This is a genomic window from Frigoribacterium sp. Leaf172, assembly GCF_001424285.1.
Taxonomy (GTDB): Bacteria; Actinomycetota; Actinomycetes; order Actinomycetales; family Microbacteriaceae; genus Frigoribacterium.
In genome coordinates this window covers 302461-327896 of record NZ_LMPB01000002.1, presented here as the reverse complement: position 1 = coordinate 327896, position 25436 = coordinate 302461, and the positions used below count along the sequence as shown (strand labels likewise).

General features: G+C 67.3%; 21 protein-coding genes and 1 tRNA gene. 19 read left to right on the top strand and 3 right to left on the bottom strand.

Going from position 1 to position 25436, the window contains the following annotated elements; genetic code table 11:
• The first annotated feature begins 23 nt into the window (after positions 1 to 23).
• Together pyk and ASF89_RS07830 are read left to right on the top strand one after the other, a co-directional pair.
• Positions 24 to 1472, top strand: coding sequence for a pyruvate kinase (gene pyk / locus ASF89_RS07835; protein ID WP_055797423.1), 1449 nt, complete (start codon positions 24 to 26; stop codon positions 1470 to 1472).
• Positions 1473 to 1558: 86 nt separating this feature from the next.
• Positions 1559 to 2137: a hypothetical protein gene (locus tag ASF89_RS07830; RefSeq protein WP_055813621.1), complete on the top strand. Its 579-nt coding sequence runs from the start codon at positions 1559 to 1561 to the stop codon at positions 2135 to 2137.
• 119 nt (positions 2138 to 2256) lie between these two features.
• Here ASF89_RS07830 and ASF89_RS07825 read toward each other — a convergent pair whose 3' ends face one another.
• Positions 2257 to 2460 carry a cold-shock protein gene (locus tag ASF89_RS07825; RefSeq protein WP_055797427.1) on the bottom strand — a complete coding sequence of 68 codons (204 nt, stop codon included), beginning with the start codon at positions 2458 to 2460 and terminating at the stop codon, positions 2257 to 2259.
• A 243-nt stretch (positions 2461 to 2703) separates the two neighbouring features.
• Positions 2704 to 2786: transfer RNA gene (locus ASF89_RS07820), tRNA-Leu, on the bottom strand.
• 39 nt (positions 2787 to 2825) lie between these two features.
• Here ASF89_RS07820 and ASF89_RS15850 point away from each other — a divergent pair.
• Complete coding sequence (locus ASF89_RS15850; RefSeq protein ID WP_055797432.1) at positions 2826 to 3431, top strand: ANTAR domain-containing response regulator; 606 nt, start codon at positions 2826 to 2828, stop codon at positions 3429 to 3431.
• Between the two features lie 72 nt (positions 3432 to 3503).
• Here the strand turns inward: ASF89_RS15850 and ASF89_RS07810 are convergent, their stop codons facing one another.
• Entirely contained in the window at positions 3504 to 3854 is a 351-nt protein-coding gene (locus ASF89_RS07810; RefSeq protein ID WP_235484094.1) for a PaaI family thioesterase, read from the bottom strand.
• Between the two features lie 173 nt (positions 3855 to 4027).
• Between ASF89_RS07810 and polA the strand changes: the two genes are divergently transcribed.
• The 16 genes from polA (at position 4028) to gap (ending at position 25408) form a co-directional block, all read left to right on the top strand.
• Positions 4028 to 6694: a DNA polymerase I gene (gene polA, locus ASF89_RS07805; RefSeq protein WP_055813618.1), complete on the top strand. Its 2667-nt coding sequence runs from the start codon at positions 4028 to 4030 to the stop codon at positions 6692 to 6694.
• A gap of 227 nt (positions 6695 to 6921) precedes the next feature.
• Positions 6922 to 7683, top strand: a complete 762-nt coding sequence (locus ASF89_RS07800) for a DeoR/GlpR family DNA-binding transcription regulator (RefSeq protein ID WP_055797439.1) — start codon at positions 6922 to 6924, stop codon at positions 7681 to 7683.
• A 95-nt stretch (positions 7684 to 7778) separates the two neighbouring features.
• A complete protein-coding gene (locus ASF89_RS07795; RefSeq protein WP_055813615.1) occupies positions 7779 to 8981 on the top strand; it encodes a PTS mannitol transporter subunit IICB in 1203 nt (400 codons plus the stop codon).
• A gap of 58 nt (positions 8982 to 9039) precedes the next feature.
• On the top strand, positions 9040 to 9348 hold the full coding sequence (locus ASF89_RS07790) for a PTS lactose transporter subunit IIB (protein ID WP_055797448.1): 309 nt from the start codon (positions 9040 to 9042) through the stop codon (positions 9346 to 9348).
• A 2-nt stretch (positions 9349 to 9350) separates the two neighbouring features.
• Complete coding sequence (locus ASF89_RS07785; RefSeq protein WP_055797450.1) at positions 9351 to 9812, top strand: PTS sugar transporter subunit IIA; 462 nt, start codon at positions 9351 to 9353, stop codon at positions 9810 to 9812.
• Positions 9813 to 9907: 95 nt separating this feature from the next.
• Entirely contained in the window at positions 9908 to 10177 is a 270-nt protein-coding gene (locus ASF89_RS07780) for an HPr family phosphocarrier protein (RefSeq protein WP_055813612.1), read from the top strand.
• Between the two features lie 112 nt (positions 10178 to 10289).
• Positions 10290 to 11975: a DUF885 domain-containing protein gene (locus tag ASF89_RS07775; RefSeq protein WP_055813610.1), complete on the top strand. Its 1686-nt coding sequence runs from the start codon at positions 10290 to 10292 to the stop codon at positions 11973 to 11975.
• Positions 11976 to 12148: 173 nt separating this feature from the next.
• The gene (rpsA, locus tag ASF89_RS07770) at positions 12149 to 13597 is read left to right on the top strand and encodes a 30S ribosomal protein S1 (protein ID WP_055797456.1); all 1449 of its coding nucleotides are present in this window, start codon (positions 12149 to 12151) and stop codon (positions 13595 to 13597) included.
• 118 nt (positions 13598 to 13715) lie between these two features.
• The gene (coaE, locus tag ASF89_RS07765) at positions 13716 to 14366 is read left to right on the top strand and encodes a dephospho-CoA kinase (RefSeq protein ID WP_055813607.1); all 651 of its coding nucleotides are present in this window, start codon (positions 13716 to 13718) and stop codon (positions 14364 to 14366) included.
• A gap of 10 nt (positions 14367 to 14376) precedes the next feature.
• Positions 14377 to 16443 (top strand): excinuclease ABC subunit UvrB, encoded by a 2067-nt coding sequence (uvrB, locus tag ASF89_RS07760; protein WP_055813603.1) that lies wholly within the window; start codon positions 14377 to 14379, stop codon positions 16441 to 16443.
• Positions 16433 to 17335 carry an SDR family NAD(P)-dependent oxidoreductase gene (locus tag ASF89_RS07755; protein WP_055797463.1) on the top strand — a complete coding sequence of 301 codons (903 nt, stop codon included), beginning with the start codon at positions 16433 to 16435 and terminating at the stop codon, positions 17333 to 17335. Before uvrB ends, ASF89_RS07755 begins: the two co-directional genes overlap by 11 nt.
• 41 nt (positions 17336 to 17376) lie before the next feature.
• Positions 17377 to 20331: an excinuclease ABC subunit UvrA gene (gene uvrA, locus ASF89_RS07750; protein ID WP_055813600.1), complete on the top strand. Its 2955-nt coding sequence runs from the start codon at positions 17377 to 17379 to the stop codon at positions 20329 to 20331.
• Positions 20328 to 22256, top strand: coding sequence for an excinuclease ABC subunit UvrC (gene uvrC, locus ASF89_RS07745; protein ID WP_055813597.1), 1929 nt, complete (start codon positions 20328 to 20330; stop codon positions 22254 to 22256). Before uvrA ends, uvrC begins: the two co-directional genes overlap by 4 nt.
• A 42-nt stretch (positions 22257 to 22298) precedes the next feature.
• Positions 22299 to 23180 (top strand): RNase adapter RapZ, encoded by an 882-nt coding sequence (gene rapZ, locus ASF89_RS07740; RefSeq protein ID WP_055813594.1) that lies wholly within the window; start codon positions 22299 to 22301, stop codon positions 23178 to 23180.
• Between the two features lie 58 nt (positions 23181 to 23238).
• A complete protein-coding gene (gene whiA / locus ASF89_RS07735) occupies positions 23239 to 24219 on the top strand; it encodes a DNA-binding protein WhiA (protein WP_055813591.1) in 981 nt (326 codons plus the stop codon).
• Positions 24220 to 24403: 184 nt separating this feature from the next.
• Complete coding sequence (gene gap / locus ASF89_RS07730; RefSeq protein WP_055797479.1) at positions 24404 to 25408, top strand: type I glyceraldehyde-3-phosphate dehydrogenase; 1005 nt, start codon at positions 24404 to 24406, stop codon at positions 25406 to 25408.
• Positions 25409 to 25436 lie beyond the last annotated feature (28 nt).

Sequence of the window (25436 nt, the reverse complement as noted above, 5' to 3'; positions counted from 1 at the left end):
CAACCCTTAGACGTTAGGAACACATGAGACGCGCAAAGATCGTCGCCACCCTCGGGCCGGCGACATCCAGCTACGACGACATCCGAGCGATCATCGACGCAGGAGTCGACGTGGCGCGGATGAACCTCAGCCACGGCAGCTACGACGTCCACGAGACCGTCTACGCGAACGTGCGCCGGGCTGCGGACGACGCCGGGCGACCCGTCGCGGTCCTCGTCGACCTGCAGGGGCCCAAGATCCGGCTCGGCAAGTTCTCGGACGGCCCCCACGACCTCGCCGTGGGCGACGTCTTCAAGATCACGACCGAGGACATCCTGGGCACCCGCGACATCTGCGGCACGACCTTCAAGGGTCTCCCCGCCGACGTGAGCGCCGGCGACCCGCTGCTCATCGACGACGGGCGCGTCAAGCTCCGGGTCCTCGAGACCGACGGCACCACGGTGACGACCGAGGTCGTCGTGGCGGGCACGGTCTCGAACAACAAGGGCATCAACCTCCCGGGCGTGGCGGTCAACGTCCCCGCGCTGTCCGAGAAGGACGAGGCCGATCTGCGCTGGGGACTCGCCTTGGGAGCCGACCTCATCGCGCTCTCGTTCGTCCGCGACGCGGACGACGTCGATCGCGTCCACGAGATCATGGCGGAGGAGGGCAAGAGGGTCCCGGTCATCGCGAAGATCGAGAAGCCCCAGGCCGTCGACAACCTCGAGGCGATCATCGACGCGTTCGACGGGATCATGGTCGCCCGAGGCGACCTCGGCGTCGAGCTGCCCCTCGAAGCGGTGCCGATCGTCCAGAAGCACGCCGTCGAGCTCTCCCGGCGCATGGCCAAGCCCGTCATCGTCGCCACGCAGATGCTCGAATCGATGATCTCCAGCCCCATCCCGACCCGCGCCGAGACGTCCGACGTCGCGAACGCCGTCCTCGACGGAACGGACGCCGTGATGCTGAGCGGTGAGACCAGCGTGGGGGAGTACCCCGTCATCACCGTGCAGACCATGGCCCGCATCGTGCAGTCCACCGAAGAGCACGGGCTCGAGCGGATCCCCCCTCTCGGCACGAAGCCGCGCACGCAGGGTGGTGCGATCACCCTCGCCGCCGCCGACGTCGCCGACTTCGTCCAGGCCAAGTTCCTCTGCGTCTTCACCGAGTCCGGTGACTCCGTCCGGAGGATGTCGCGTCTGCGTCACTCGATCCCGATCCTCGCCTTCACGCCGAACGAGGCGACGCGGCGACGCATGGCCTTGAGCTGGGGCGTCCAGTCGCACCTGGTCGAGAATGTGACGCACACCGACGCGATGTTCGCTCAGGTCGATGACATCCTCATCGGCAAGAACCTCGCCGACATCGGTGACAAGGTCATCGTCATCGCGGGGACCCCTCCGGGGATCGCGGGATCGACGAACGATCTGCGCGTGCACCGTGTGGGCGATGCGCATGGGGAAGCAGCACCGGCCTACGCGACCCTGGCCTGACCCTTTCCGCTGTCACACGCCGTGCACGACGCCGGGCTCCGCGAGGGGCCCGGCGTCGTCGCGTGGACCGGGCGTACCCTGTCCGCATGTCGGTCGACGCCTCCCACCCTTCGTGCTTCGTCCTGGATCGACGACTGTTCGCGATGCCCAGCGGGGCATCACGGAGCCTGAGCCAGACGAAGAGCGACCTGCGCGATCTCGACGCCCGATCCGAGACGGGGCGGACGCACCTCGACGTCTGGTCGATCGTCGGGGCGATCACCGGCGGGTTCTTCCTGGCGGTCGTCGCCGGGGGAGTCTGGGGAGTCACCTCGCTCCTGTCCCTGCTGCTCTGCTTCGGGATGGGCGCCACCGTCGGCGCTCTCCTCGCAGTCGGCACCCGAGCCCTCTTCATCGCACCGACGACGGCGGGGCGGGCGGACCCTCAGACATGCGAGGCGGTGGAGATCCCCTGGGACGTCGCCGACGCGGCGCCGGATGACGCCACCGGCGATGAGCTCATCCTCTGGGCGACGCTCGTCGTGCGATACCGATTGGCCGAGGAGGCGCGGGCCGGGCGAACGGGGCCCGAGGTCGCCTCAGCTACGGATCACGACTACGAGGCGGCCTTGAGAGACTACGAATCCGTGGCCAGCCTGCTGGGTCTGAGCAGGGATCCCCACTGACGACGCGGGGCGCCGGGCGCCGGGTACGAGAAAGCCCCGACCCGCCGGAGCGGATCGGGGCTTTCCCGTAGATGTCAGATCGTGCCTGGCATCATCGGCGTCTCGAGGACGCCGCCGAGTCAGATGACGCGGATGTTCTCGGCCTGGAGGCCCTTGTTGCCCTGAGCGGTGTCGAATTCGACCTTCTGGTTCTCCTCCAGGTTGCGGTAGCCGTCGCCGGCGATCGCGGAGAAGTGCGCGAAGACGTCAGTGGATCCGTCGTCGGGGGTGATGAAGCCGAAGCCCTTTTCGGAGTTGAACCACTTAACGGTGCCTGTTGCCATTTTTCTTGTTCCTTATTTTTCAGAGTTGTCGTTCCCGATTTCGAGAACGCTCGTCGCGGTGCCTTTTTGTCCGCTCCCTCTGAGAACGACGCCACCGGGCGGATCCTCCGAGGAGGGCCACCTGGAACGTCGCGAGATACAAATGCGTAACACAACAACCAGTGATGCCAGCGTAGTGCACAAGATCGGCCCGCATGCGACTTTGTCGACCTGCATGTCGAAAAAAGTCGCTGGCCGCGACCGTGCCGGATGTGGGACTCGAACCCACACGCCCTCTCGGACAGAGCATTTTGAGTGCTCCGCGTCTGCCATTCCGCCAATCCGGCTCACGACGACCGGGGCAAGAATACCGTAGGCTCTGCATCGTGAGTGACCAGGAAGCAACATCAGCAGCACCCCGTCGTGTCGTCGTGGCCGAGGATGAGTCCCTCATCCGGCTCGACATCGTCGAGATCCTCCGCGACAACGGCTTCGAGGTCGTCGGCGAAGCAGGCGACGGCGAGACCGCCGTCGCCCTGGCGACCGAACTCCGCCCCGATCTCGTCATCATGGACGTCAAGATGCCGAAGCTGGACGGCATCAGCGCCGCAGAGACGCTGAGCAAGAACCACATCGCCCCGGTCGTCCTCCTGACCGCCTTCAGCCAGAAGGAGCTCGTCGAGCGGGCGAGCGAGGCCGGCGCCCTCGCCTACGTCGTCAAGCCCTTCACGCCCAACGACCTCCTCCCGGCCATCGAGATCGCCCTCTCGAGGTACACGCAGATCATCACCCTCGAGGCGGAGGTCGCCGACCTCGTCGAGCGCTTCGAGACGCGCAAGCTCGTCGATCGGGCCAAGGGTCTGCTGAACGAGAAGATGGGCCTCACCGAGCCCGAGGCCTTCCGCTGGATCCAGAAGGCGTCCATGGATCGACGCCTGACGATGCACGATGTGGCCCAGGCCATCATCGAGCAGCTCAGCGCCAAGAAGTAGCGCCGACGGCACGATGGAGCCCCGCATCCTCCCGGAGGATGCGGGGCTCCATCGTGCGGCGAGGTCGACGCGTCAGGCGCGCGCCTCCGTGATGATGTTCGTGATCCGGATGGTCGAGAGCAGCCGCCCCTGGTCGTCGGTCATGACGATCTGATGGGTCGCCAACGTCCGACCGAGGTGGACGGCCGTGCAGGTGCCGGTGACCCACCCCGTGGCGACCGACCTGCTGTGGCTGGCGTTCAGCTCGATGCCCATGGCGATGCGCCCCGGACCGGCATGGACCGACGACGCGATGGAGCCGAGCGTCTCGGCGAGGACGACGTGCGCGCCTCCGTGGAGTATGCCGACGGGCTGCGTGTTGCCCTCGACGGGCATCCTGGCCACGGCGCGTTCGGCGCTCATCTCGACGATCACGATCCCCATCCTCTCAGCGAGATCGCCGACGCCTCGGCGACCGAGGAGCCGCTCGGCGTCGTGGCTGAGGATCGCCGAGGGATCGAGGGGCGTCTCGGGCGTTGACATGTCGCTCCTGGGGGGGGGTCCGCATGAGCGTGCGCGCCGACGGCGCTGTCGGGGGCGCCCGCTAGGCTGACGGGGTGTCGGAAGAAGCAAAGCCTACCCTCCTCGTCGTCGACGGTCACTCGCTGGCCTTCCGTGCGTTCTACGCTCTGCCGGTCGACAGTTTCGTCAACCGCGAGGGCCAGCACACGAACGCCATCCACGGCTTCATCTCGATGCTGCTCAGTCTGCTGAAAGCCGAGAAGCCCACCCATCTGGCGGTCGCCTTCGACATCTCGCGCTTCTCGTTCCGCACGCGCGAGTACCCCGAGTACAAGGGCACCCGGAACGAGACGCCGCCCGAGTTCGTCGGTCAGATCCCCCTCCTGCAGGAGGCTCTCCACGCCATGGGCATCACGACCATCACGAAGGAGGACTACGAGGCCGACGACATCCTGGCGACGCTCGCGGTCCGCGGTCGTGCCGACGGTTTCCGCGTCCTCGTCGTCTCCGGAGACCGAGACGCCATCCAGATGGTGAACGACGACGTCACCCTCCTCTACCCGTCCGCACGCGGTGTGAGCGAGCTCACCCGCTACGACCGCGACAAGGTCTTCGAGCGCTACGGCATCGAACCGCATCAGTACCCCGAGGTCGCCGCCCTCGTCGGTGAGACGAGCGACAATCTCATCGGGATCGACAAGGTCGGCGAGAAGACCGCGGTCAAATGGATCAACCTCTACGGCGGGCTCGATCAGATCATCGAGCGAGCCGACGAGATCAAGGGCGTCGTCGGTCAGAAGCTCCGCGAGCAGAAGGACAACGCGATCCGCAACCGGAGGCTCAACCGGCTCGTCACCGATGTCGAACTCCCCGTCGGACCCTCCGACCTCGAACGGCGCGCCATCGACGAGACAGCCGTGCGCGAGCTCTTCGACAAGCTCCAGTTCCGCACCCTGCTCGACCGGGTGCTCGTGCTGAGCGAATCGGCGAATCCCGCCGACGGTGACGAGCCCGCGATCACCGCGACGCCGGTCGGCATGCCCGTGGTGCGCACGCTCATCGACGAGGAGCTCGCTTTCTGGCTCTCGAAGCACGCCTCCGACCCGTCGTCGCCCGTGGGGCTCGTCGTCGAGTACGGCACGGACGGGGTCGTCGGACTGGGTCTCTCGACTTCAACGGAGTCGGCCTACGTGCCCTGGGCGGCGGGACGCGGCGACTACGTCGCGCTCGAAGCGTGGCTCGATGGCCAGACCCCGAAGGTGGTCCACGACGCCAAGCGCGCCTACAAGGCCCTCTCCCGCGCGGGACTCGAGCTCACGGGGATCGTCGGCGACCCCCGGATCGCCGCATGGCTGCTCCGGCCCGGTCGCACCTCCTTCGCACTCTCCGACCTGGTCTACGAGCAGCTCGGCGAGACGCTCCCCGTCGGCGACCCGAATCAGCTCGTCTCCTCCGACGACGACTTCAGCGTCGCGTCCGAGGCCTGGTTCGTCCTCCGCCTGTCCGAATCCTTCGTCGAGGCCCTCGACGAAGGGTCCCGACGTGTCCTGACCGAGATCGAGCTTCCGCTCGTCCCGGTGCTCGGCGACATGGAGCTCACCGGCGTGGCCGCCGATCGCGAGACGCTCCAGGCCCTCTCCGTCCGCCTGGGCGAGTCCGCTGCGGAGCTCGCCGGGAAGGCCTTCGCGGAGATCGGGCGCGAGGTCAATCTCGGGTCCCCGAAGCAGCTTCAGGAGGTGCTCTTCGAGCAGCTGGAGATGCCGAAGACCCGCGCCACGAAGACCGGGTACTCGACCGACGCCGCGTCCCTGGCGGATCTTCAAGAGAAGCACCCTCACCCCTTCCTCGATCTGCTTCTGAAGCACCGCGATGCGACGAAGCTCCGACAGATCATCGAGACGCTCGAGAAGTCGATAGCCGACGACGCCCGCATCCACACGACCTACGACCAGACGGGCACGACCACCGGTCGGATCTCGTCCGTCGACCCGAACCTCCAGAACATCCCGGTCAAGGCGGCGGTCGGCCGCGAGATCCGTGCGGCGTTCGTCCACGGACCGGAGTACAAGACGCTGCTCACGGCCGACTACTCCCAGATCGAGATGCGGATCATGGCGCACCTCTCCGGCGATGCGGGCCTCATCCAGGCTTTCAACGACGGCGAGGACCTCCACCGGTTCGTCGGAGCGCGCATCTTCGGCGTCGATCCCGCAGACGTCTCGCCCGCGATGCGCACGAAGGTCAAGGCCATGTCCTACGGGCTCGCCTACGGCCTGAGCGCCTTCGGGCTCTCGAAGCAGTTGCGCATCGAGAGCTCCGAGGCCAAGCAGCTCATGACCGACTACTTCGCCCGGTTCGGTGCCGTGCGGGAGTACCTGCGGAACGTCGTCGAGAAAGCCCGGGAAGACGGCTACACGGAGACCATCTTCGGCCGCCGACGACCCTTCGCCGACCTGAAGTCGCCCAACCGCGTGCTCCGCGAGAACGCGGAGCGCGCCGCCCTCAACGCTCCGATCCAGGGCTCGGCGGCCGACATCATGAAGATCGCCATGCTCGGCGTCCGCTCCGAGATCGATTCGCGCGAACTCGGCTCTCGCGTCCTGCTCCAGGTCCACGACGAGATGATCGTCGAGGTCGCACCTGGTGAGGTCGAGACGGTCCGAGACATCGTCCAGCGCCGGATGAGCGGTGCCGCGGACCTCCGCGTTCCTCTCGACGTCAGCGTCGGTCTCGGCGAGAGCTGGGATGCCGCCGCCCACTGAGACCCGTTCGGGCACAGTCGGACCTCAGGGGACATCCCCGCATCAGAGGCCATCGCGGGCGTCCTCACGCGTGCAGACAGGCTGACACGGAGGCGCGACTTGACGAACAGGCACAAACGGGCTTATATAAACTCTGCTCGGTGAACATCGGGCATCAGTCCGATCTGAATTCCCTGAACGCCGAGTGACGCTTCCGCGTTCACCCCCGCACGACGACGAGGTCCCGCATGTACGCACCGGAGCGTCATCAGCAGATCCTCGACACGGCCCTGACACGCGGGCGCGTCGAGGTCGCCGGTCTGGCCAGAGAGCTGTCCGTCGCTCCGGAGACCGTCCGCCGTGATCTCACGGAGCTCGAGCGACGAGGCGTCCTCCGCCGGGTGCACGGCGGCGCCATCGCGGTGGAGCGCCTCGGCATCGAGCCCCCGGTCGTCGACCGAGAGGGGACCGCGGCGGCCGAGAAGGACCGGATCGCGCGCGCGGCCCTCGACGAGCTCCCCGACGAGGGCTCCATCATCATCGACGCGGGAACGACCGCCATCCGCTTCGCGGAGCTCCTCCCCGTCGACCGCGTGCTCACGGTCGTCACGCATTCGCTGGCCGTCGCGACCATCCTCATCAGCCGACCCAACGTGACGCTCCACCTCCTGGGCGGACTCATCCGCACCAGGACGTACTCGTCCGTGGGCGACTGGACGCGGAGCCAGCTCGCTGACGTCTTCGCCGACGTCTCCTTCATCGGGACGAACGGCGTCTCCGTCGAGCGTGGTCTCAGCACCCCCGATCTCGCCGAGGCGCGGGTCAAGCGCGCGCTCCTGGCCTCCTCCCGCCGGACCGTGGTCCTCGCGGATCACAGCAAGTTCGGACGAGAGGACTTCGCCAAGGTGTCGCCCCTCTCCGACGTCGACACCATCGTCACCGACTCCGGCGTCGATCTCGAGCTGGCCGACGACGTCGAACGCGCCGGCCCGAGGGTCGTGATCGTCTGATGCCGCCTCTCCCGCACAGCCGCACCCGAAGCACCACCATCTCACCGCACCTCCACCACCAGACTCGTCACTGAGTACGAAGGAGTACCTCTCCCATGTCCGAATTCACCCCCACGGTCACCGGAACGGGTGTGCGCGCTCGCGTGCAGCGTTTCGGCGGCTTCCTCGCCGGCATGATCATGCCGAACATCGGCGCGTTCATCGCCTGGGGTCTCATCACGGCCCTGTTCATCCAGACCGGATGGACTCCCGTCCCGCAGCTGGGCGGATTCGGCGAGATGAGCGACGGCACCCCGTGGCCCGGCCTCGTCGGACCGATCATCAAGTACCTCCTGCCGATCCTGATCGCCTACACGGGTGGTCGCATGATCCACGGCCAGCGCGGTGCGGTCATCGGCGCGGTCGGCGTCATGGGCGTCATCGTCGCCACGGACGCTCCGCAGTTCCTCGGCGCCATGATCGTCGGGCCCCTCGCCGCCTGGCTGCTCAAGAAGTTCGACGACGTCGTCGACGGGCGCATCAAGTCCGGCTTCGAGATGCTCGTCAACAACTTCTCGCTCGGGATCATCGGCGCGGCCGTGGCCGTGGGCGCCTTCTTCGGCCTCGCGCCCGTCACGAACTGGCTGACCAGCGTCTTCGGCAGCGGCGTGGACTTCCTCGTCGAGCGCGGTCTCCTCCCGCTGGCCTCGATCATCATCGAGCCCGCGAAGATCCTGTTCCTCAACAACGCCATCAACCAGGGCGTGCTGACCCCGCTGGGCGGCATCGAGTCGCAGGAGACCGGCAAGTCGATCCTCTTCATGCTCGAGTCGAACCCCGGCCCCGGCCTCGGCATCCTCCTCGCGTTCCTCTTCTTCGGTCCGCGTGCGATCCGCCCATCGGCTCCCGCCGCCATCGTCGTGCACTTCTTCGGCGGCATCCACGAGATCTACTTCCCCTACGTGCTGATGAAGCCCGTCCTCCTGGTCGCCGCCATCCTCGGTGGCGCCACCGGCATCACGGTCTTCTCGCTCTTCGGCGTCGGCCTCGTCGGCCCCGCCTCGCCGGGCAGCATCATCGCGTACACGCTCGTAGCAGCGCGCGGAGACATCCTGCCGATCTACCTGGGCATCCTGCTCTCCGCCGCGGTGTCATTCGTCGTCTCCGCGTTCCTGATGGGCTTCGGCCGCAAGGAGAACCGCGAGGCGGCCGCCGAGGACGCTGCCGCACAGCAGCAGGCACTCGCCGACGCCCAGGCCGCGACCGCGGCCAACAAGGCCACCAGCAAGGGCACCGCCGCTCCCACAGCGACCCAGTGATTGAATCGGGGGACGGCTCCGGCCGTCCCCCGTCCCCCCTCTACACAAGGAGACCACCATGGCAACACTCGACGGATCGTCCATCAAGAAGCTCATCGTCGCCTGCGACGCCGGCATGGGGAGCAGCGTCATGCTCGCCTCGACGCTGAAGAAGCAGCTCAAGAAGAGCGGCGTCACCGTCGAGCACTCGCCCGTCGCGGAGATCCCCGCCGACGCCGACGTCGTGGTGACGCAGAACAACCTCGCCGAGCGCGCGCGCGGTGTCGTCCCGAACGTCCCCGTGGTGCCCTTCCAGCTGTTCATGGGCGACCCCAACGTCGCCAAGATCGTCAAGGCGATCCAGGACGGCACGACGGTCGAGGTCTGACGATGTCGGAACAGGCCCCCGAGCTCACGGCCCTCCTCGCCGAGTCGTCGATCCGACTCGACCAGTCCGCAGCGTCACGAGACGAGGCCATCCGGGCCACCGGTCAGGCGCTCGTCGAGGCGGGCGCCATCGACGAGGGCTACATCGACGCGATGTTCGAGCGCGAGAACTCCGTCTCGACCTACGTCGGAGAAGGCGTCGCCATCCCGCACGGCACCCTCGCGGGGAAGGACTCCGTGAAGAGCGACGCGCTCGTCGTCCTCCGGTTCCCCACTCCGGTCGACTGGGATGGCAACGAGGTCTCGGTCACCGTCGGCATCGCCGCCAAGGGCAATGGTCACATCGCGATCCTCAGCCAGCTGGCGAGCATCCTGATGGACCCCGACAAGGCCGCGGCTCTCCGCGGGGCCACGACGAGCGCGGAGGTCTACGAGCTCCTCCAGTCCGACGAAGACGACGACTGACCGCCCCACCCCTCTCGTCGGCCCCGACCGATCAGATCCACCGCCGTCCGCAGTACGCGGCACCCGACCGCCCCGGTCACGACCAAGGAGTAGAAATGCCCGAACGCACCGTCACCATCGCCTCGAGCGTCGGTCTTCACGCCCGCCCCGCCTCGCTCTTCAGCCAGGCGGCCGGCAAGACCGGCGCGAAGGTCACCCTCACGACCTCCGCCGGCAAGAGCGTGAACGCGGTGAGCATCCTCGGGGTGCTCTCCCTCGGCATCAATCACGGCGACGAGGTCGTCATCGCGACGGACGGCGACAACGCCGACGCGGCCCTCGACGAGCTGGCCGCCCTTCTCGAGACGGACCTCGACAAGGACTGAGCGCCTCCTGCGCCTCGAAGGGCATCGGGTCGACCTGACGGTCGGCTCGGTGCCCTTCTCGGTACCGGGGCGTCCGCCTCGAGAGCACCCTCGCCGCGTCTAGGCTCGCTGCATGTCCGACCAGACGTCCCCCTCGCCGCGTGTCCCCACCCCCATCGACGACATCGCCGAGCGGTGGGTCGACACGACGATCGACCTCGACCCGACGGTCGCGACCTGGATCGGGCGCCCGGGTCGCACCGGCGGATACGGCGACCTCTCGCCGGAGGGACACGAGCGGCGTGTCGAGGCGGTGCGATCGGTCGCGGCCGAGCTCGCGGCGGCTCCCGTGCTCGATGACGTCGACCGGGTGACCCAGCGCGATCTCGGTGGTGAGCTCGCACTCGATCTGGAGTCCCACGAAGCGGGGTTCCACCTCCGGGACCTGAACGTCATCGCCTCGCCGGTTCAGCAGGTGCGGGAGGTCTTCGATCTGATGCCGACCGTCTCCGTGACGGACTGGTCCGACATCGCCTCCCGCCTCTCGGCCGTGCCCTCCGCCCTGGAGGGCTACGTCGCCACCCTCCGAGCGGGAGTCGCAGCCGACGTCGTCCCGGCGAGGCGTCAGGTGGAGAGGGTCGCCGAACAGTGCCGTCGGATCGGCGCACGGGGCGGCTTCTTCGCCGAACTCGTCGACGGGGGTCGTCCGACCGACGGCACCGCGCCTCCCGCGGCTCTCGAGCGCGATCTCGCCCGCGGGGCCGTTCGAGCCGCCGAGGCCTATCTCGCGCTCGGGGCTCTCCTCACCGAGGAGATCCTCCCCGCGGCCGGTTCCGGCGACGCCGTCGGACGCGATTCGTACTCCCTCCATTCACGACGCTTCCTGGGTGCGACCGTCGATGCGGACGAGACGTACGAGTGGGGTCTCGACGAGCTGGCGCGGATGACGGCCGAGCAGGAGGCCGTCGCGCAGCGGATCGAACCCGGTGCCAGCGTGCGCCGAGCCGTCGAGGTGCTCGACGCCGATCCCGCCCGGCGGCTGGAAGGGACGGAGGCGCTCCGACGGTGGATGCAGCGCCTCAGCGACCGGGCGGTCGACGAGCTCGGCCGGAGTCACTTCGACATCCCCGACGAGCTGCGGACGCTCGAATGCCGGATCGCGCCCACGAAGGACGGCGGCATCTACTACACGGGTCCCAGCGACGACTTCTCCCGGCCCGGCCGGATGTGGTGGTCGGTTCCGGAGGGCGTCACCAGGTTCGACACCTGGCGCGAGACCACGACGGTCTATCACGAGGGGGTCCCCGGGCACCACCTGCAGCTCGGGCAGGCGGTCCGCAATCGGTCGCAGCTGAACACGTGGCGTCGCCAGCTCGCGGGCACCTCCGGCCACGCCGAGGGGTGGGCGCTGTACGCGGAACGGCTGATGGACGAGCTGGGCTACCTCGACGACCCGGGGGACCGGCTGGGCATGCTCGACGGCCAGCGGATGCGCGCCGCACGCGTCGTCGTGGACATCGGCGTGCACCTCGAGAAGCCGTTCCCCGTCGGGGGGACCTGGAACGCGGAGAACGCCCTGGCGTTCATGCGCGAGAACGTCAACATGGACGACGCCTTCGTCGTGTTCGAGGTGGACCGGTACCTCGGCTGGCCGGGCCAGGCGCCGTCGTACAAGATCGGCCAGCGCATCTGGGAGGAGATCCGCGAGCGGCGTCGTGCGCTCGAGGGGGAGTCCTTCGACGTCCGGCGGTTCCATCGTGAGGCGCTCCGTCTCGGCGGCGTCGGTCTCGACACCCTCCGAAGCGAGATGCTCGGCTGACAGGGGACGCTCCGGACCGACACGAGCCCGGATCCGTTGCCGCCACCACGACAGGTGGCTATGATGTCTTTGCGCTATCTGCGTCACTCTGCCCGTACGCCGCGGTCGATCACCCCGAGACACCTCTCGGACGACAGCGGCCCGATTCATGCTTTCACTGGAGCACTAACTACATGACAACCGTAACGACCAAGGCACCCAAGCAGGTCGCCATCAACGACATCGGATCCGCTGATGACTTCCTGGCCGCGGTCGAAAAGACTCTGAAGTTCTTCAACGACGGCGACCTCATCGAAGGCACCGTCGTGAAGATCGACCGCGACGAGGTCCTCCTCGACGTCGGCTACAAGACGGAGGGTGTGATCCCCTCTCGCGAGCTCTCGATCAAGCACGACGTCGACCCCACCGAGGTCGTCGAGGTCGGCGACACGGTCGAGGCCCTCGTCCTCCAGAAGGAGGACAAGGAAGGCCGTCTGATCCTGTCCAAGAAGCGCGCTCAGTACGAGCGTGCCTGGGGCGATGTCGAGAAGATCAAGGACGCCGACGGCGTCGTCACCGGAACGGTCATCGAGGTCGTCAAGGGCGGTCTCATCGTCGACATCGGACTCCGTGGGTTCCTGCCGGCCTCGCTCATCGAGCTGCGCCGCGTCCGCGACCTCACGCCGTACCTCGGCCAGGAGATCGAGGCCAAGATCCTCGAACTCGACAAGAACCGCAACAACGTGGTCCTGTCGCGTCGTGCGCTCCTCGAGCAGACGCAGTCCGAGAGCCGCACCACCTTCCTCAACAACCTCCACAAGGGCCAGGTCCGCAAGGGCATCGTGTCGTCGATCGTCAACTTCGGTGCGTTCGTCGACCTGGGCGGCGTCGACGGTCTGGTCCACGTCTCCGAACTGAGCTGGAAGCACATCGAGCACGCCAGCGAGGTCGTCGAGGTGGGCCAGGAGGTCACCGTCGAGATCCTCGAGGTCGACCTCGACCGTGAGCGCGTCTCGCTCTCGCTCAAGGCCACGCAGGAGGACCCCTGGCAGGTCTTCGCTCGTACGCACGCCATCGGACAGGTCGCTCCCGGCAAGGTCACCAAGCTGGTGCCGTTCGGTGCGTTCGTCCGCGTCGCGGACGGCATCGAGGGCCTCGTGCACATCTCGGAGCTGTCGGCGAAGCACGTCGAGCTCGCCGAGCAGGTCGTCGCGGTCGGCGACGAGGTGTTCGTCAAGGTCATCGACATCGACCTCGACCGTCGTCGCATCTCGCTGAGCCTCAAGCAGGCCAACGAGGGAGTCGACCCCGAGGGGACCGAGTTCGACCCGGCCCTCTACGGCATGCTCACCGAGTACGACGACCAGGGGAACTACAAGTACCCCGAGGGCTTCGACCCGGAGACCAACGAATGGCGCGAGGGCTTCGACTCGCAGCGCGAGAAGTGGGAGCAGGACTACGCTGCCGCCCAGTCGCGCTGGGAGGCGCACAAGAAGCAGGTCGCCGCTTCGCTGGCCGAGGAGACCACCTTCGACGTTCCCACGGGATCCTCGTTCTCGAACGAGACCCCTTCGGGCGCCGGCACCCTCGCCGACGACGAGTCGCTCGCGGCTCTGCGCGAGAAGCTCTCCAGCAGCAACTGATCACGGCGCTCCGGCGCCCGATCGACCGACAGGCGGTTCCCTCCGGGGAGCCGCCTGTCGGCGTCTCAGACGCCGTCAGCGCGCAGACCCGCGTCAGGGGCAGGAGTAGCATCTGGGGATGTTCGTGTGTGGGCTCACCGGAGGCATCGCCGCGGGGAAGAGCACTGTGGCGGGACGACTCGCCGAGCGTGGTGCCGCTGTGATCGACGCCGATCGACTGGCGCGCGAGGTGGTCGAACCCGGCACGCCCGGCTTGCGGGCGGTGGCCGAGCGATTCGGCAGGAGCGTCCTGACCGCTGCCGGTGATCTCGACCGCGCGGCCCTCGGGGGCATCGTCTTCGCCGATGCCGCCGCACGAGCCGATCTGGAGGCCATCATCCATCCCGCGGTCCGCGCGCTGTCGACGCGTCGGATGAACGAGGCCGTGACCGATGATCCGGAACGCGTCATCGTCTACGACGTGCCCCTCCTCGTCGAGTCCCGTGGTGCCGGAGACTTCGACGTCGTCGCGGTGGTCGACACGCCACGGGAGACTAGGCTCCGGCGCCTCGTCGAACTCCGAGGCATGTCCGAGGCCGAGGCTGTGAGGCGGTTGGACGCGCAGGCGCCCGACGACGTCCGTCTGGCCGCCGCCGACCTCGTGGTCGACGCGAGCGGCACTCTCGACGACACCCGCCGTGGGAGCGACGAGCTCTACGACCGTCTCCGTTCGCTGTCAGCACGCAAGGCGTCCGGCTCATCGGCGAGCACTGTCGGTGGTCGCTCGTAAACTCGAGGGTATGCAACCGACCCGCAGTGTTCGTCCCTTCGAAGTCGTCAGCGAGTACGAACCGAGCGGCGATCAGCCCGCGGCGATCGCCGAGCTGGCTGGTCGGATCAACGCCGGCGAGACGGATGTCGTGCTGCTGGGCGCCACCGGCACGGGCAAGTCGGCCACGACGGCCTGGCTCGTCGAGCAGGTCCAACGCCCCACTCTGGTCCTCGCCCACAACAAGACCCTGGCGGCGCAGCTCGCGAACGAGTTCCGCGAGATGTTCCCCCACAATGCGGTCGAGTACTTCGTGTCGTACTACGACTACTACCAGCCCGAGGCCTACGTCCCCCAGACGGACACGTTCATCGAGAAGGACTCCTCGATCAACGCCGAGGTCGAGCGTCTGCGGCACTCCACGACGAACTCCCTTCTGAGCCGGCGCGACGTCATCGTCGTGTCGACGGTCTCGTGCATCTACGGCCTCGGCACACCCGAGGGGTACCTGGAGGCCATGATCGCCCTGCAGGTGGGCCAGAAGATCGAACGCGAGACGCTCATCCGTCGATTCGTGTCGATGCAGTACCAGCGGAACGACATCGACTTCTCTCGGGGCAACTTCCGCGTTCGCGGCGACACCATCGAGATCATCCCGATGTACGAAGAGCTGGCCATCCGCATCGAGATGTTCGGTGACGAGGTCGAGGCCCTCTACGCGCTCCACCCCCTGACCGGTGACGTCGTGAAGACCCTCGATGCCGTCTCCGTCTTCCCGGGTTCCCACTACGTCGCGGGCACCGATGTCATGCACAGGGCCATCGGCACGATCAAAGACGAGCTCGCCGATCGGCTGGCCGAACTCGACAAGCAGGGCAAGCTCCTCGAGTCGCAGCGGCTTCGGATGCGGACGACCTTCGACCTCGAGATGATGGAGCAGATCGGCTTCTGCAACGGCATCGAGAACTACTCGTCCCACATCGACGGCCGGTCGCCAGGCGAAGCGCCGCATTGTCTGCTCGACTACTTCCCCGAAGATCTGCTCGTCGTCATCGACGAGTCCCATGTCACGGTGCCGCAGATCGGCGCGATGTACGAGGGCGACGCATCCCGCAAGCGCACCCTGGTCGACCACGGCTTCCGGCTCCCGAGCGCCCTCGACAACAGGCCGCTGAAGTTCGAGGAGTTCCTCGATCGCGTCGGCCAGAAGGTCTACCTCTCGGCGACCCCCGGCAAGTACGAGCTCGGGATCACCGACAGCGTCGTCGAGCAGATCATCCGCCCGACGGGTCTCATCGACCCGGAGATCGTCATCAAACCCTCCGAGGGGCAGATCGACGATCTGCTCGAAGAGATCAAGCTCCGGAGCGAGCGCGACGAACGGGTGCTGGTCACGACCCTGACGAAGAAGATGGCGGAGGAGCTCACCGACTTCCTCACGGAGGCGGGCGTCCGGGTCCGATACCTGCATTCGGACGTCGACACCCTGCGACGCGTCGAGCTGCTGACGGAGCTCCGTCAGGGCGTCTACGACGTGCTCGTCGGAATCAACCTCCTCCGTGAAGGGCTCGACCTCCCGGAGGTGTCACTCGTCGCGATCCTGGACGCCGACAAGGAGGGATTCCTGAGGTCGTCCACGTCTCTCATCCAGACCATCGGCCGCGCCGCTCGCAACGTATCCGGGCAGGTCCACATGTACGCCGACAAGATGACCGATTCGATGAAGCAGGCTCTCGAAGAGACTGATCGTCGTCGCGACAAGCAGATCGCCTACAACCTCGAGCGGGGGATCGACCCCCAGCCTCTCCGGAAGAAGATCGCGGACATCACCGAGGCCCTGGCGAGGGAGGGCGCCGACACGGCCGCGCTCCTCGCCGGCCGAGACGGGAAGAAACGAGCCCCGACGCCGAACCTCAGACGCGAGGGTCTGGCGGCGGGTGCGGCCAACGGACTCGAATCGATCATCGCCGACCTCAACGAGCAGATGCTGCAGGCCGCGGCCGAACTGAAGTTCGAGCTCGCCGGGAGACTGCGCGATGAGGTCGCCGACCTGAAGAAGGACCTTCGGCAGATGGAGGCGGCGGGGCATGTCCGCTGATCGGAAGAGGATCGTCGTCACCGGTGCGACCGCAGGGCTCGGGTACTTCGCGGCTGAGCGCCTCGCCGCCCAGGGGCACAGGGTGGTCATCGCCGCCCGTGACGGGGTGCGCGCGAGCCGCGCCGTCGACGCCATCATCGACAGACTGCCCGCGGCCGATCTCGAGACGGTCGAGCTCGACCTGGCGGATCTCCGGTCCGTCCGCTCGGGCGCCGCCGCCATCGCCGCAGGCGGACCGGTGGACGTCCTGCTGGCGAACGCGGGAGTGGTCGGTTCGCGTCGTCGACAGAAGACGACCGACGGATTCGAGCTTCAGTTCGGCACGAACCACCTGGGGCATTTCGCTCTGGTCTCGCACCTCCTCCCCGCTCTCGAAGCCGCCCCGGCGGCCCGTGTGGTGCATCTCGGCAGCATCAGCCATCGGTGGGTCCGGCTCGACCTCGACGACCCGATGATGCTGTCGAGCTACTCCAACTACGTCGCGTACGCGAGATCCAAGCTGGCCGTCATGACCTTCGGCTTCGAACTCGACAGGAGGCTGCGCCGTGCTTCGTCCACCGTGTCGAGCGTGGTCGCGCATCCCGGCTTCTCCTGGGAATCGCTGAGCGAGCCTCGACCTCCCGTCGTCGTGCCCCACCGCCCACCGGCTGTCATCACGTCCGCCATGCACACGTTCTCGCAGGGCAAGGAGATCGGCGCCGAGCCGCTCGTGGAGGCGGCGGTGGCCGAAGGCGTGCGGGGAGGGGAATACTGGGGCCCGGCCGGCTGGTTCCAGTTGACCGGTGGACCCGCGCTCGTGAAGGCCTCAGCCCACGCCTACGATCTCGCAGCCGCAGACCGCCTCTGGACGGAGTCAGCCCGTCTCACCTCCACCCGCCCCTCCCTCGATTGAGCTGAACGCGCCGACCTCGCGATGTCGGTGGCCTTCATAGAATGGTAAGAGTGTCAATCTCTCCCGTAGACGGTGTCCCGAAACTCAGTGTTCGAGGGGCCCGTGTCCACAATCTCCACAACGTCGATCTCGAGATCCCACGGGACTCCCTCGTCGTGTTCACCGGGCTCTCCGGGTCCGGCAAGTCGTCGCTCGCCTTCGACACGATCTTCGCGGAGGGGCAGCGGCGCTACGTCGAGTCCCTCTCCGCGTACGCGAGGCAGTTCCTGGGGCAGGTCGATCGACCGGACGTCGACTTCATCGAGGGGCTCAGCCCGGCCGTGTCGATCGACCAGAAGTCGACGAACCGGAACCCTCGATCCACCGTCGGCACGATCACCGAGATCTACGACTACATGCGTCTGCTCTGGGCCCGGATCGGCATCCCGCACTGCGCCATCTGCGGAGAGAAGATCAGCCGTCAGACGGTGCAGCAGATCGCCGATCAGCTGATGACCCTCGACGAGGGCACCCGCTTCCAGGTCCTCAGCCCCGTCGTCTCGCAGAAGAAGGGCGAGTTCGTCGATCTCTTCGCCGAACTGGCGTCCTCCGGCTACTCGCGGGCCATCGTCGACGGCGAGCAGATCCAGCTCAGCGCCCCGCCGAAGCTCAAGAAGCAGGTCAAGCACGACATCTCCGTCGTCGTCGATCGGCTCGTGGCCTTGCCGTCCGGCCTCACCCGTCTGACGGACTCGCTCGAGACGGCGCTCCGTCTGACCGACGGTCTCGTGACGGTCGACTTCGTCGACACGGACGCCGACGCCGCCGGCAAGTACCGCACGTTCTCCGAGAAGCTCTCCTGCCCGAACAACCACCCGGTCCAGCTGACCGAGATCGAACCGAGGACGTTCTCCTTCAACGCCCCGTTCGGCGCCTGCCCCGAGTGCTCCGGGCTCGGCACCCGCATGTCCGTCGACACCGACCTCGTCCTCGGCGACCCGGAGCTCAGCCTCGTCGAGGGCGTCATCCTCCCGTGGACGAACTCGGGCAAGGGCCTCTACAACTACTTCCAGAAACTGCTCGAGGGCCTGGCCGTCGATCTGGACTTCAGCCTGAAGACCCCGTGGGCGCAGCTGCCGACCCGCATCCAGCAGGCGGTCCTGCACGGGAACGACTTCGAGGTCACGGTCAAGTGGAAGAACCGCTTCGGCCGGGAGATGAAGTACTCGACCGGCTTCGAGGGCGTCATGCCGTACATCGAGCGGAAGTACGCCGAAGCCGAGAGCGACAGCCAACGCCAGCGGTACTCGGAGTACCTCCGCGAGATCCCGTGCTCGGTCTGCGACGGAAAGCGCCTGAAGCCCGAGGTCCTCGCGGTCACCGTGGCCGATCACAACATCGCCGACGTCTCCGAGCTGAGTCTCGCGGACGCCTTCGCGTTCATGAACGGTCTCACCCTGACCGTCCGTGAGGCGCGGATCGCGGCGCAGGTCCTCCGAGAGATCCGGGTGCGACTCGAATTCCTTCTCGAGGTCGGTCTCACCTACCTGTCGCTGAGTCGCGCCGCGGGCTCGCTGTCCGGTGGTGAGGCCCAGCGCATCAGGCTCGCCACACAGATCGGCTCCGGGCTGACGGGCGTCCTCTATGTCCTCGACGAACCCAGCATCGGCCTTCATCAGCGCGACAACCGGCGCCTCATCGACACCCTGGTCAAACTGAAGAACCTGGGCAACACGCTCATCGTCGTCGAGCACGACGAAGACACGATCAAGACCGCCGACTGGATCGTCGACATCGGCCCCGGTGCCGGTGTCAACGGCGGCACGGTGGTGCACTCCGGCAACTACGAGGACCTCGTCGCCAACACCGACTCCTACACAGGCGACTACCTGTCAGGTCGTCGCTCGATCGAGACTCCGACCGAACGACGTCCCATCGACAAGAAGCGCATGCTGAGCGTGGTCGGAGCCAAGGCCAACAACCTGCGCGACGTCACGGTGGAGTTCCCGCTGGGAACCTTCGTCGCGGTCACGGGAGTGAGCGGTTCGGGCAAGTCGTCCCTCGTGAACGACATCCTGTACAAGGTCCTGGCCAACAAGCTGAACGGCGCGAGGCAGATCCCGGGCAAGCACCTCCGGGTGACCGGACTCGACAACCTCGACAAGGTCGTCCATGTGGACCAGGCGCCGATCGGCCGGACGCCTCGTTCGAACCCCGCCACGTACACCGGCGTCTTCGACCGGATCCGGAACCTGTTCGCCGAGACGACCGACGCCAAGGCGCGCGGTTACCTCCCCGGGCGCTTCAGCTTCAACGTCAAGGGCGGGCGCTGCGAGAACTGCGCCGGCGACGGCACCATCAAGATCGAGATGAACTTCCTGCCCGACGTCTACGTCGCGTGCGAGGTCTGCGGCGGTGCTCGCTACAACCGGGAGACCCTCGCGGTGCTCTACAAGGGCAAGAACATCTCCGAGGTGCTCGACATGCCCATCAGCGAGGCGGCCGAGTTCTTCGCGCCGATCTCCGCCATCTCCCGATTCATGTCCACTCTGGTCGACGTCGGCCTCGGCTACGTGCGTCTCGGGCAGAGCGCGACCACCCTGTCCGGCGGAGAGGCGCAGCGCGTCAAGCTCGCCACGGAGCTTCAGCGGCGGTCGAACGGGCGGAGCATCTACGTGCTCGACGAGCCCACGACCGGTCTCCACTTCGAGGACGTCCGCAAGCTGCTGCTCGTGCTGAACGGTCTCGTCGACAAGGGCAACACCGTGATCACCATCGAGCACAACCTCGACGTGATCAAGTCGGCCGACTGGCTCATCGACATGGGTCCGGAGGGCGGAGCAGGAGGAGGCTCGGTCATCGCCGCCGGTACGCCCGAGTTCCTCGCGAAGGTACCCGACAGCCACACGGGCAGGTTCCTGGCCGAGATCCTCGAGAGCGGGCACACGGCCGTCCCGTCGCGCGCCACCCAGAAGGCACCCGCACGACGCCGTCGGGAGGCGCTGGACGCACGATGAGCAACACGGTGTCCTGGCGACCCCCGGCAGCTGAGATCCCCACCGACCCCGGTGTCTATCGATGGCTCGACGAGCGCGGTCGAGTGCTGTACGTCGGCAAAGCGAAGAATCTCCGAGCCCGCCTGAGCAACTACTTCGCCCCGCTGCCCACGCTGCATGAACGCACCCGCCGGATGGTCCTGACGGCACGTTCGGTGACATGGACTGTCGTGGGAAGCGACATCGAGGCGCTGCAGCTCGAGTACACCTGGATCAAAGAGTTCGACCCGCCCTTCAACGTCAAATTCCGCGACGACAAGACCTACCCGTTCATGGCTGTGACGCTCGGCGACGAGGCGCCCCGGGTGATGGTCACGCGCAATCCCCGGATCAGAGGCGCGAAGTACTTCGGTCCGTACCCGAAGATCTGGGCCGTGCACGACACGATCGACCTGATGATCAAGGTGTTCCCGATCCGCACCTGCTCGGACAGCAGCTACAAGAAGGCCATGCAGACGGGGAAGCCCTGCTTCCCCGGCCAGATCGGTCGCTGCGGTGGTCCGTGTTCGGGGAAGGTCACGATCGAGGAGCATCGTCGGATCGTCGACGACTTCGTGCGCTTCATGAAGAGCTACGACAAGAAGGTCATCGCCGGGCTGCAGAAGGAGATGAAGACGGCGGCCATCGACCAGCGGTACGAGGATGCGGCCAGGTACCGAGACCAGGTCCAGGCTCTCGAAGCGGTCCTCGACAAGTCCGCCGTGGTCCTCCGCGACTCCGTCGACCTCGACCTCTTCGCCCTCGCCGAAGACGAGCTGGCCGCTGCCGTGCAGCTCTTCACGGTCCGGGGCGGACGCATCCGCGGCTCGAGGGGTTGGGTCGTCGACAAGGAGATCGACGTCAGCACCGGAGAACTGGTCGAGCAGATCCTCCAGGACACCTACTCGGCCGGGGCCGAGCTCCCGCGAGAGGTCGTCGTCACGGCCGTGCCCGACGACAACGATGCGCTGGAGAGCGTCCTCGGCGGACTGCGAGGCAGGGGGAGGGTCCAGATCCATACGGCGCAGCGGGGCGACAAGGCCGCCCTCATGCAGACGGCCACGCTCAACGCGCAGCAGGCCCTGATGCTCTACAAGACGAGGCGGAGCGCGGACTTCGCCACCCGCTCGACGGCTCTCGCGGACATCCAGGAGGCCCTCGGCATGAGCGACGCGCCGCTCCGGATGGAGTGCTACGACGTCTCGCACCTCTCGGGCACGAACATCGTCGCCTCCATGGTCGTCTTCGAAGACGGTCTGCCTCGGAAAGACCAGTACCGCCGATTCAACATCCCCCGGTCGACCGACGACACCGAGTCCATCTATCAGACGTTGAGTCGTCGTCTCGCACGTCTGGACGACGAGCTCGCTCCGGTGGAGGAGGTCGGCGAACAACGGAAGCGATTCGCCTACCGTCCGAACCTGCTGATCGTCGACGGCGGTCAACCGCAGGTCGCGGCGGCTCGACGCGCCCTCGACGACGCCGGGGTCACGGACATCGCCCTCTGCGGGATCGCCAAGCGCCTGGAGGAGATCTGGCTGCCCGACGACGACTTCCCGGTGATCCTGCCTCGGAACTCCGACGCGCTGTTCCTCATCCAGCGCATCCGCGACGAAGCGCACCGCTTCGCCATCACGTTCCAGCGCCAGCGTCGACGTCGCGACATAGCCTCGCAGCTGGCGGAGATCCCCGGGCTCGGTCCGTCTCGCGTGGCGCGGCTCCTCAAGCACTTCGGGTCGGTCAGACGTCTGAAGGAGGCTGGAATCGACGAGATCGCCTCGATCAAGGGCATCGGACCGGCTCTCGCCACGGCTGTGGCGGAGAGACTCGGCGGCGACTCGGCGGCGGAGTCGGTGGAGGCCGAGGACGACCTCACGGCCTCCGGCGACGCCTCCGTACCCGTTTAGACTCGACCCACCGCCCGACCGCCCCGACCGAAGGTCACCGTCATGAGCGATTCAAGCGAACAGCAAGAGGTCCTGATCGTGACCGGGATGTCGGGCGCAGGCCGCTCCACCGTGGGCAACGCCCTGGAGGACCTCGGCTGGTACGTCGTCGACAACCTGCCCGCGCAGATGCTCCGCCCGTTGCTGGATCTCGCGGAACGCGCCGGCGACTCCCTCCCGAAGATCGCCGCGGTCGTCGACGTCCGGGGCGGACGACTGTTCTCCGAGGCGCAGGAGGCGGTCCGCACTCTCCGTGAGAGCATGCCGAGCAAGGTCAGGGTCCTGTTCCTCGACGCGACGGACGCCGTCCTGGTGCGACGATTCGAGCAGGTCAGACGACCCCATCCGCTCCAGGGCGACGGCACGCTGCTCGACGGAATCCTGGCCGAACGCGCCAGGATGGAGGAGCTGCGCGAGACGAGCGACGTCATCATCGACACCTCGGAGCTGAACATCCACCAGCTCGCGACGGCGATCACCGAGACCTTCGCCGAGTCGGAGGATCCCGGGGTCCAGGTGACCGTCCTCAGCTTCGGCTTCAAGTACGGCCTCCCCACCGATGCGGACATGGTGGGCGATGCGCGGTTCCTGCCGAATCCGTTCTGGGTTCCGGAACTCCGTCCGCAGAACGGTCTGGACGAGACGGTGACGACGTACGTCATGGCTCAGCAGGGCGCGCGTCGATTCATCGACGCGTTCGGGGCCGCCCTCGAGCCCGTGCTCGAGGGCTATCAGCGTGAGAACAAGAGACACGCTACGATCGCCATTGGCTGCACCGGCGGCAAGCATCGATCGGTCACCCTCGTCGGTGAACTGGCAGCGCATCTGCGCGGGCTCCGTGGTGTGGCCGTCAGCGTGAAGCATCGCGACCTCGGCCGGGAGTGACCGAGACGGTCGGCGGATTCGTGCGCGCGCCGATCGACCCGAGAGAAGGAACCCAGGTTTGGCCCAGACTGCCGACGTCAAAGAAGAACTCGCTCAGATCGACGTGAGCCGGACGACCGTCCGAGCCGCGGAGGTCGCGACGATCCTGCGGTTCGCCGGCGGGTTGCACGTCATATCCGGGCGCATCGCCGTCGAAGCCGAACTCGACAGCCCGGGCATCGCCCGTCGCGTCCGGAAGGACCTCGCCGAGCTCTACGGCGCCCGGAGCGACGTCTCGGTGATCGCGGCCTCGGGCGTGAGGCGCACCAATCACTATCTCGTCCGAGTACACGAGGCCGGTGAGACGCTCGCGCGTCAGACGGGCCTCATGGACCAGCGCAGACGTCCGGTGCGAGGCCTGCCGAATCGGCTGACGACGGGATCGAGAGAAGACCTCGCCGCCATATGGCGTGGTGCGTTCCTCGCGCAGGGCACTCTGACCGACCCCGGCCGATCCGCGTCGCTCGAGGTCGTCTGCCCGGGCAACGAAGCGGCCATGGCCCTGGTCGGCGCCGCCGGTCGTCTCGGCATCCCCGCGAAGGCCCGGGAGGTGCGAGGGGTTCACCGCGTCCTCATCCGCGACGGCGAGGCGATCAGCTCGATGCTCAAGACGATGGGCGCCCTGCGCTCCGTGGGCGAGTGGGAGGAGATGCGCCAACGCCGGGAGGTGCGGGCCACGGCGAACCGCCTGGTCAACTTCGACGACGCGAATCTCCGGCGCTCGGCGGAAGCCGCCGTGGCGGCCTGCGCCCGCGTGGAACGAGCGATGGAACTGCTCGGGGACGACATCCCCGACCACTTGAAGTACGCCGGCACGCTCCGCCTCGCCCACCGCGACGCGAGTCTCGACGAGCTCGGCCAGCACGCTGATCCGCCGATGACGAAAGACGCCGTCGCCGGTCGGATCCGGCGCCTCCTGGCCATGGCCGACAAGAAGGCCTCCGACCTCGGGCTGCCCGGCACGGACTCCGGTCTGCCGTCGGATCTCGACCTCCGCTGAGGGGGGCGGGACGCCGCTCCGAAGGGTGGTCGAGCCCGGGCGTCGCCCCGGGTAACACCGGTCCGTGCCTGGTAGTGTCGCGTACGGCTGCGCATCCTCTTCCTCACGGTGTCGGGTGCGTTCTCGGGTCTGGTCGCCCACCCCCTCCACGCGTCCCCACGACGCCTGAGCAACAGGAGTTTCATTGACCGTCAAGATCGGCATCAACGGCTTCGGTCGTATCGGCCGCAACTACTTCCGCGCTGCGCTCGCCAAGGGCACCGACATCGAGATCGTCGCCGTCAACGACCTCACCGACAACGCCGCGCTGGCGCACCTCCTCAAGTTCGACTCCATCACCGGTCGCCTCGACGCGACGGTGGAGCTCGACGGCGACTCGATCGTCGTCGACGGCAAGCCGATCAAGGTGCTCGCCGAGCGCGACCCCGCCAACCTGCCCTGGGGCGAGCTGGGCGTCGACATCGTCATCGAGTCGACCGGCTTCTTCACCAAGGCCGAGGACGCCCGGAAGCACATCACGGCGGGCGCCAAGAAGGTCCTGATCTCCGCACCGGCGACCGGCGACGACGCCACGATCGTCCTGGGCGTCAACGAGGGCATCTACGACCCCGCCAAGCACGACATCATCTCGAACGCGTCGTGCACGACGAACAGCCTCGCTCCGCTGATGAAGGTGTTCCTCGACAACTTCGGCGTCGAGCGCGGCCTCATGACCACCGTGCACGCCTACACGGCCGACCAGAACCTCCAGGACGGCCCCCACAAGGATCCGCGTCGCGCTCGCGCCGCCGCGGTCAACATCGTCCCGACCTCGACGGGAGCGGCCAAGGCCATCGGCCTCGTCATCCCCGAGCTCGCCGGAAAGCTCGACGGCTACGCCCTCCGGGTGCCGGTCCCCACCGGCTCGATCACTGACGTCACGCTCGAGACGAGCACCCCGGTGACGGTCGAGCAGATCAACGCCGCGTACAAGGCCGCCGCCGAGGGCGAGCTCAAGGGCATCCTCGCCTACTCCGAGGACCCGCTGGTCTCGTCGGACATCACCACCGACCCGCACTCGTCGATCTACGACTCGGGGCTGACCAAGGTCATCGGCAACATGGTGAAGATCACCTCGTGGTACGACAACGAGTGGGGCTACAGCAACCGCCTGGTCGACCTGACCAAGTACGTGGCGGACCGCCTGTAACAGCGGCGGCATCCCGAGAACCGAACCA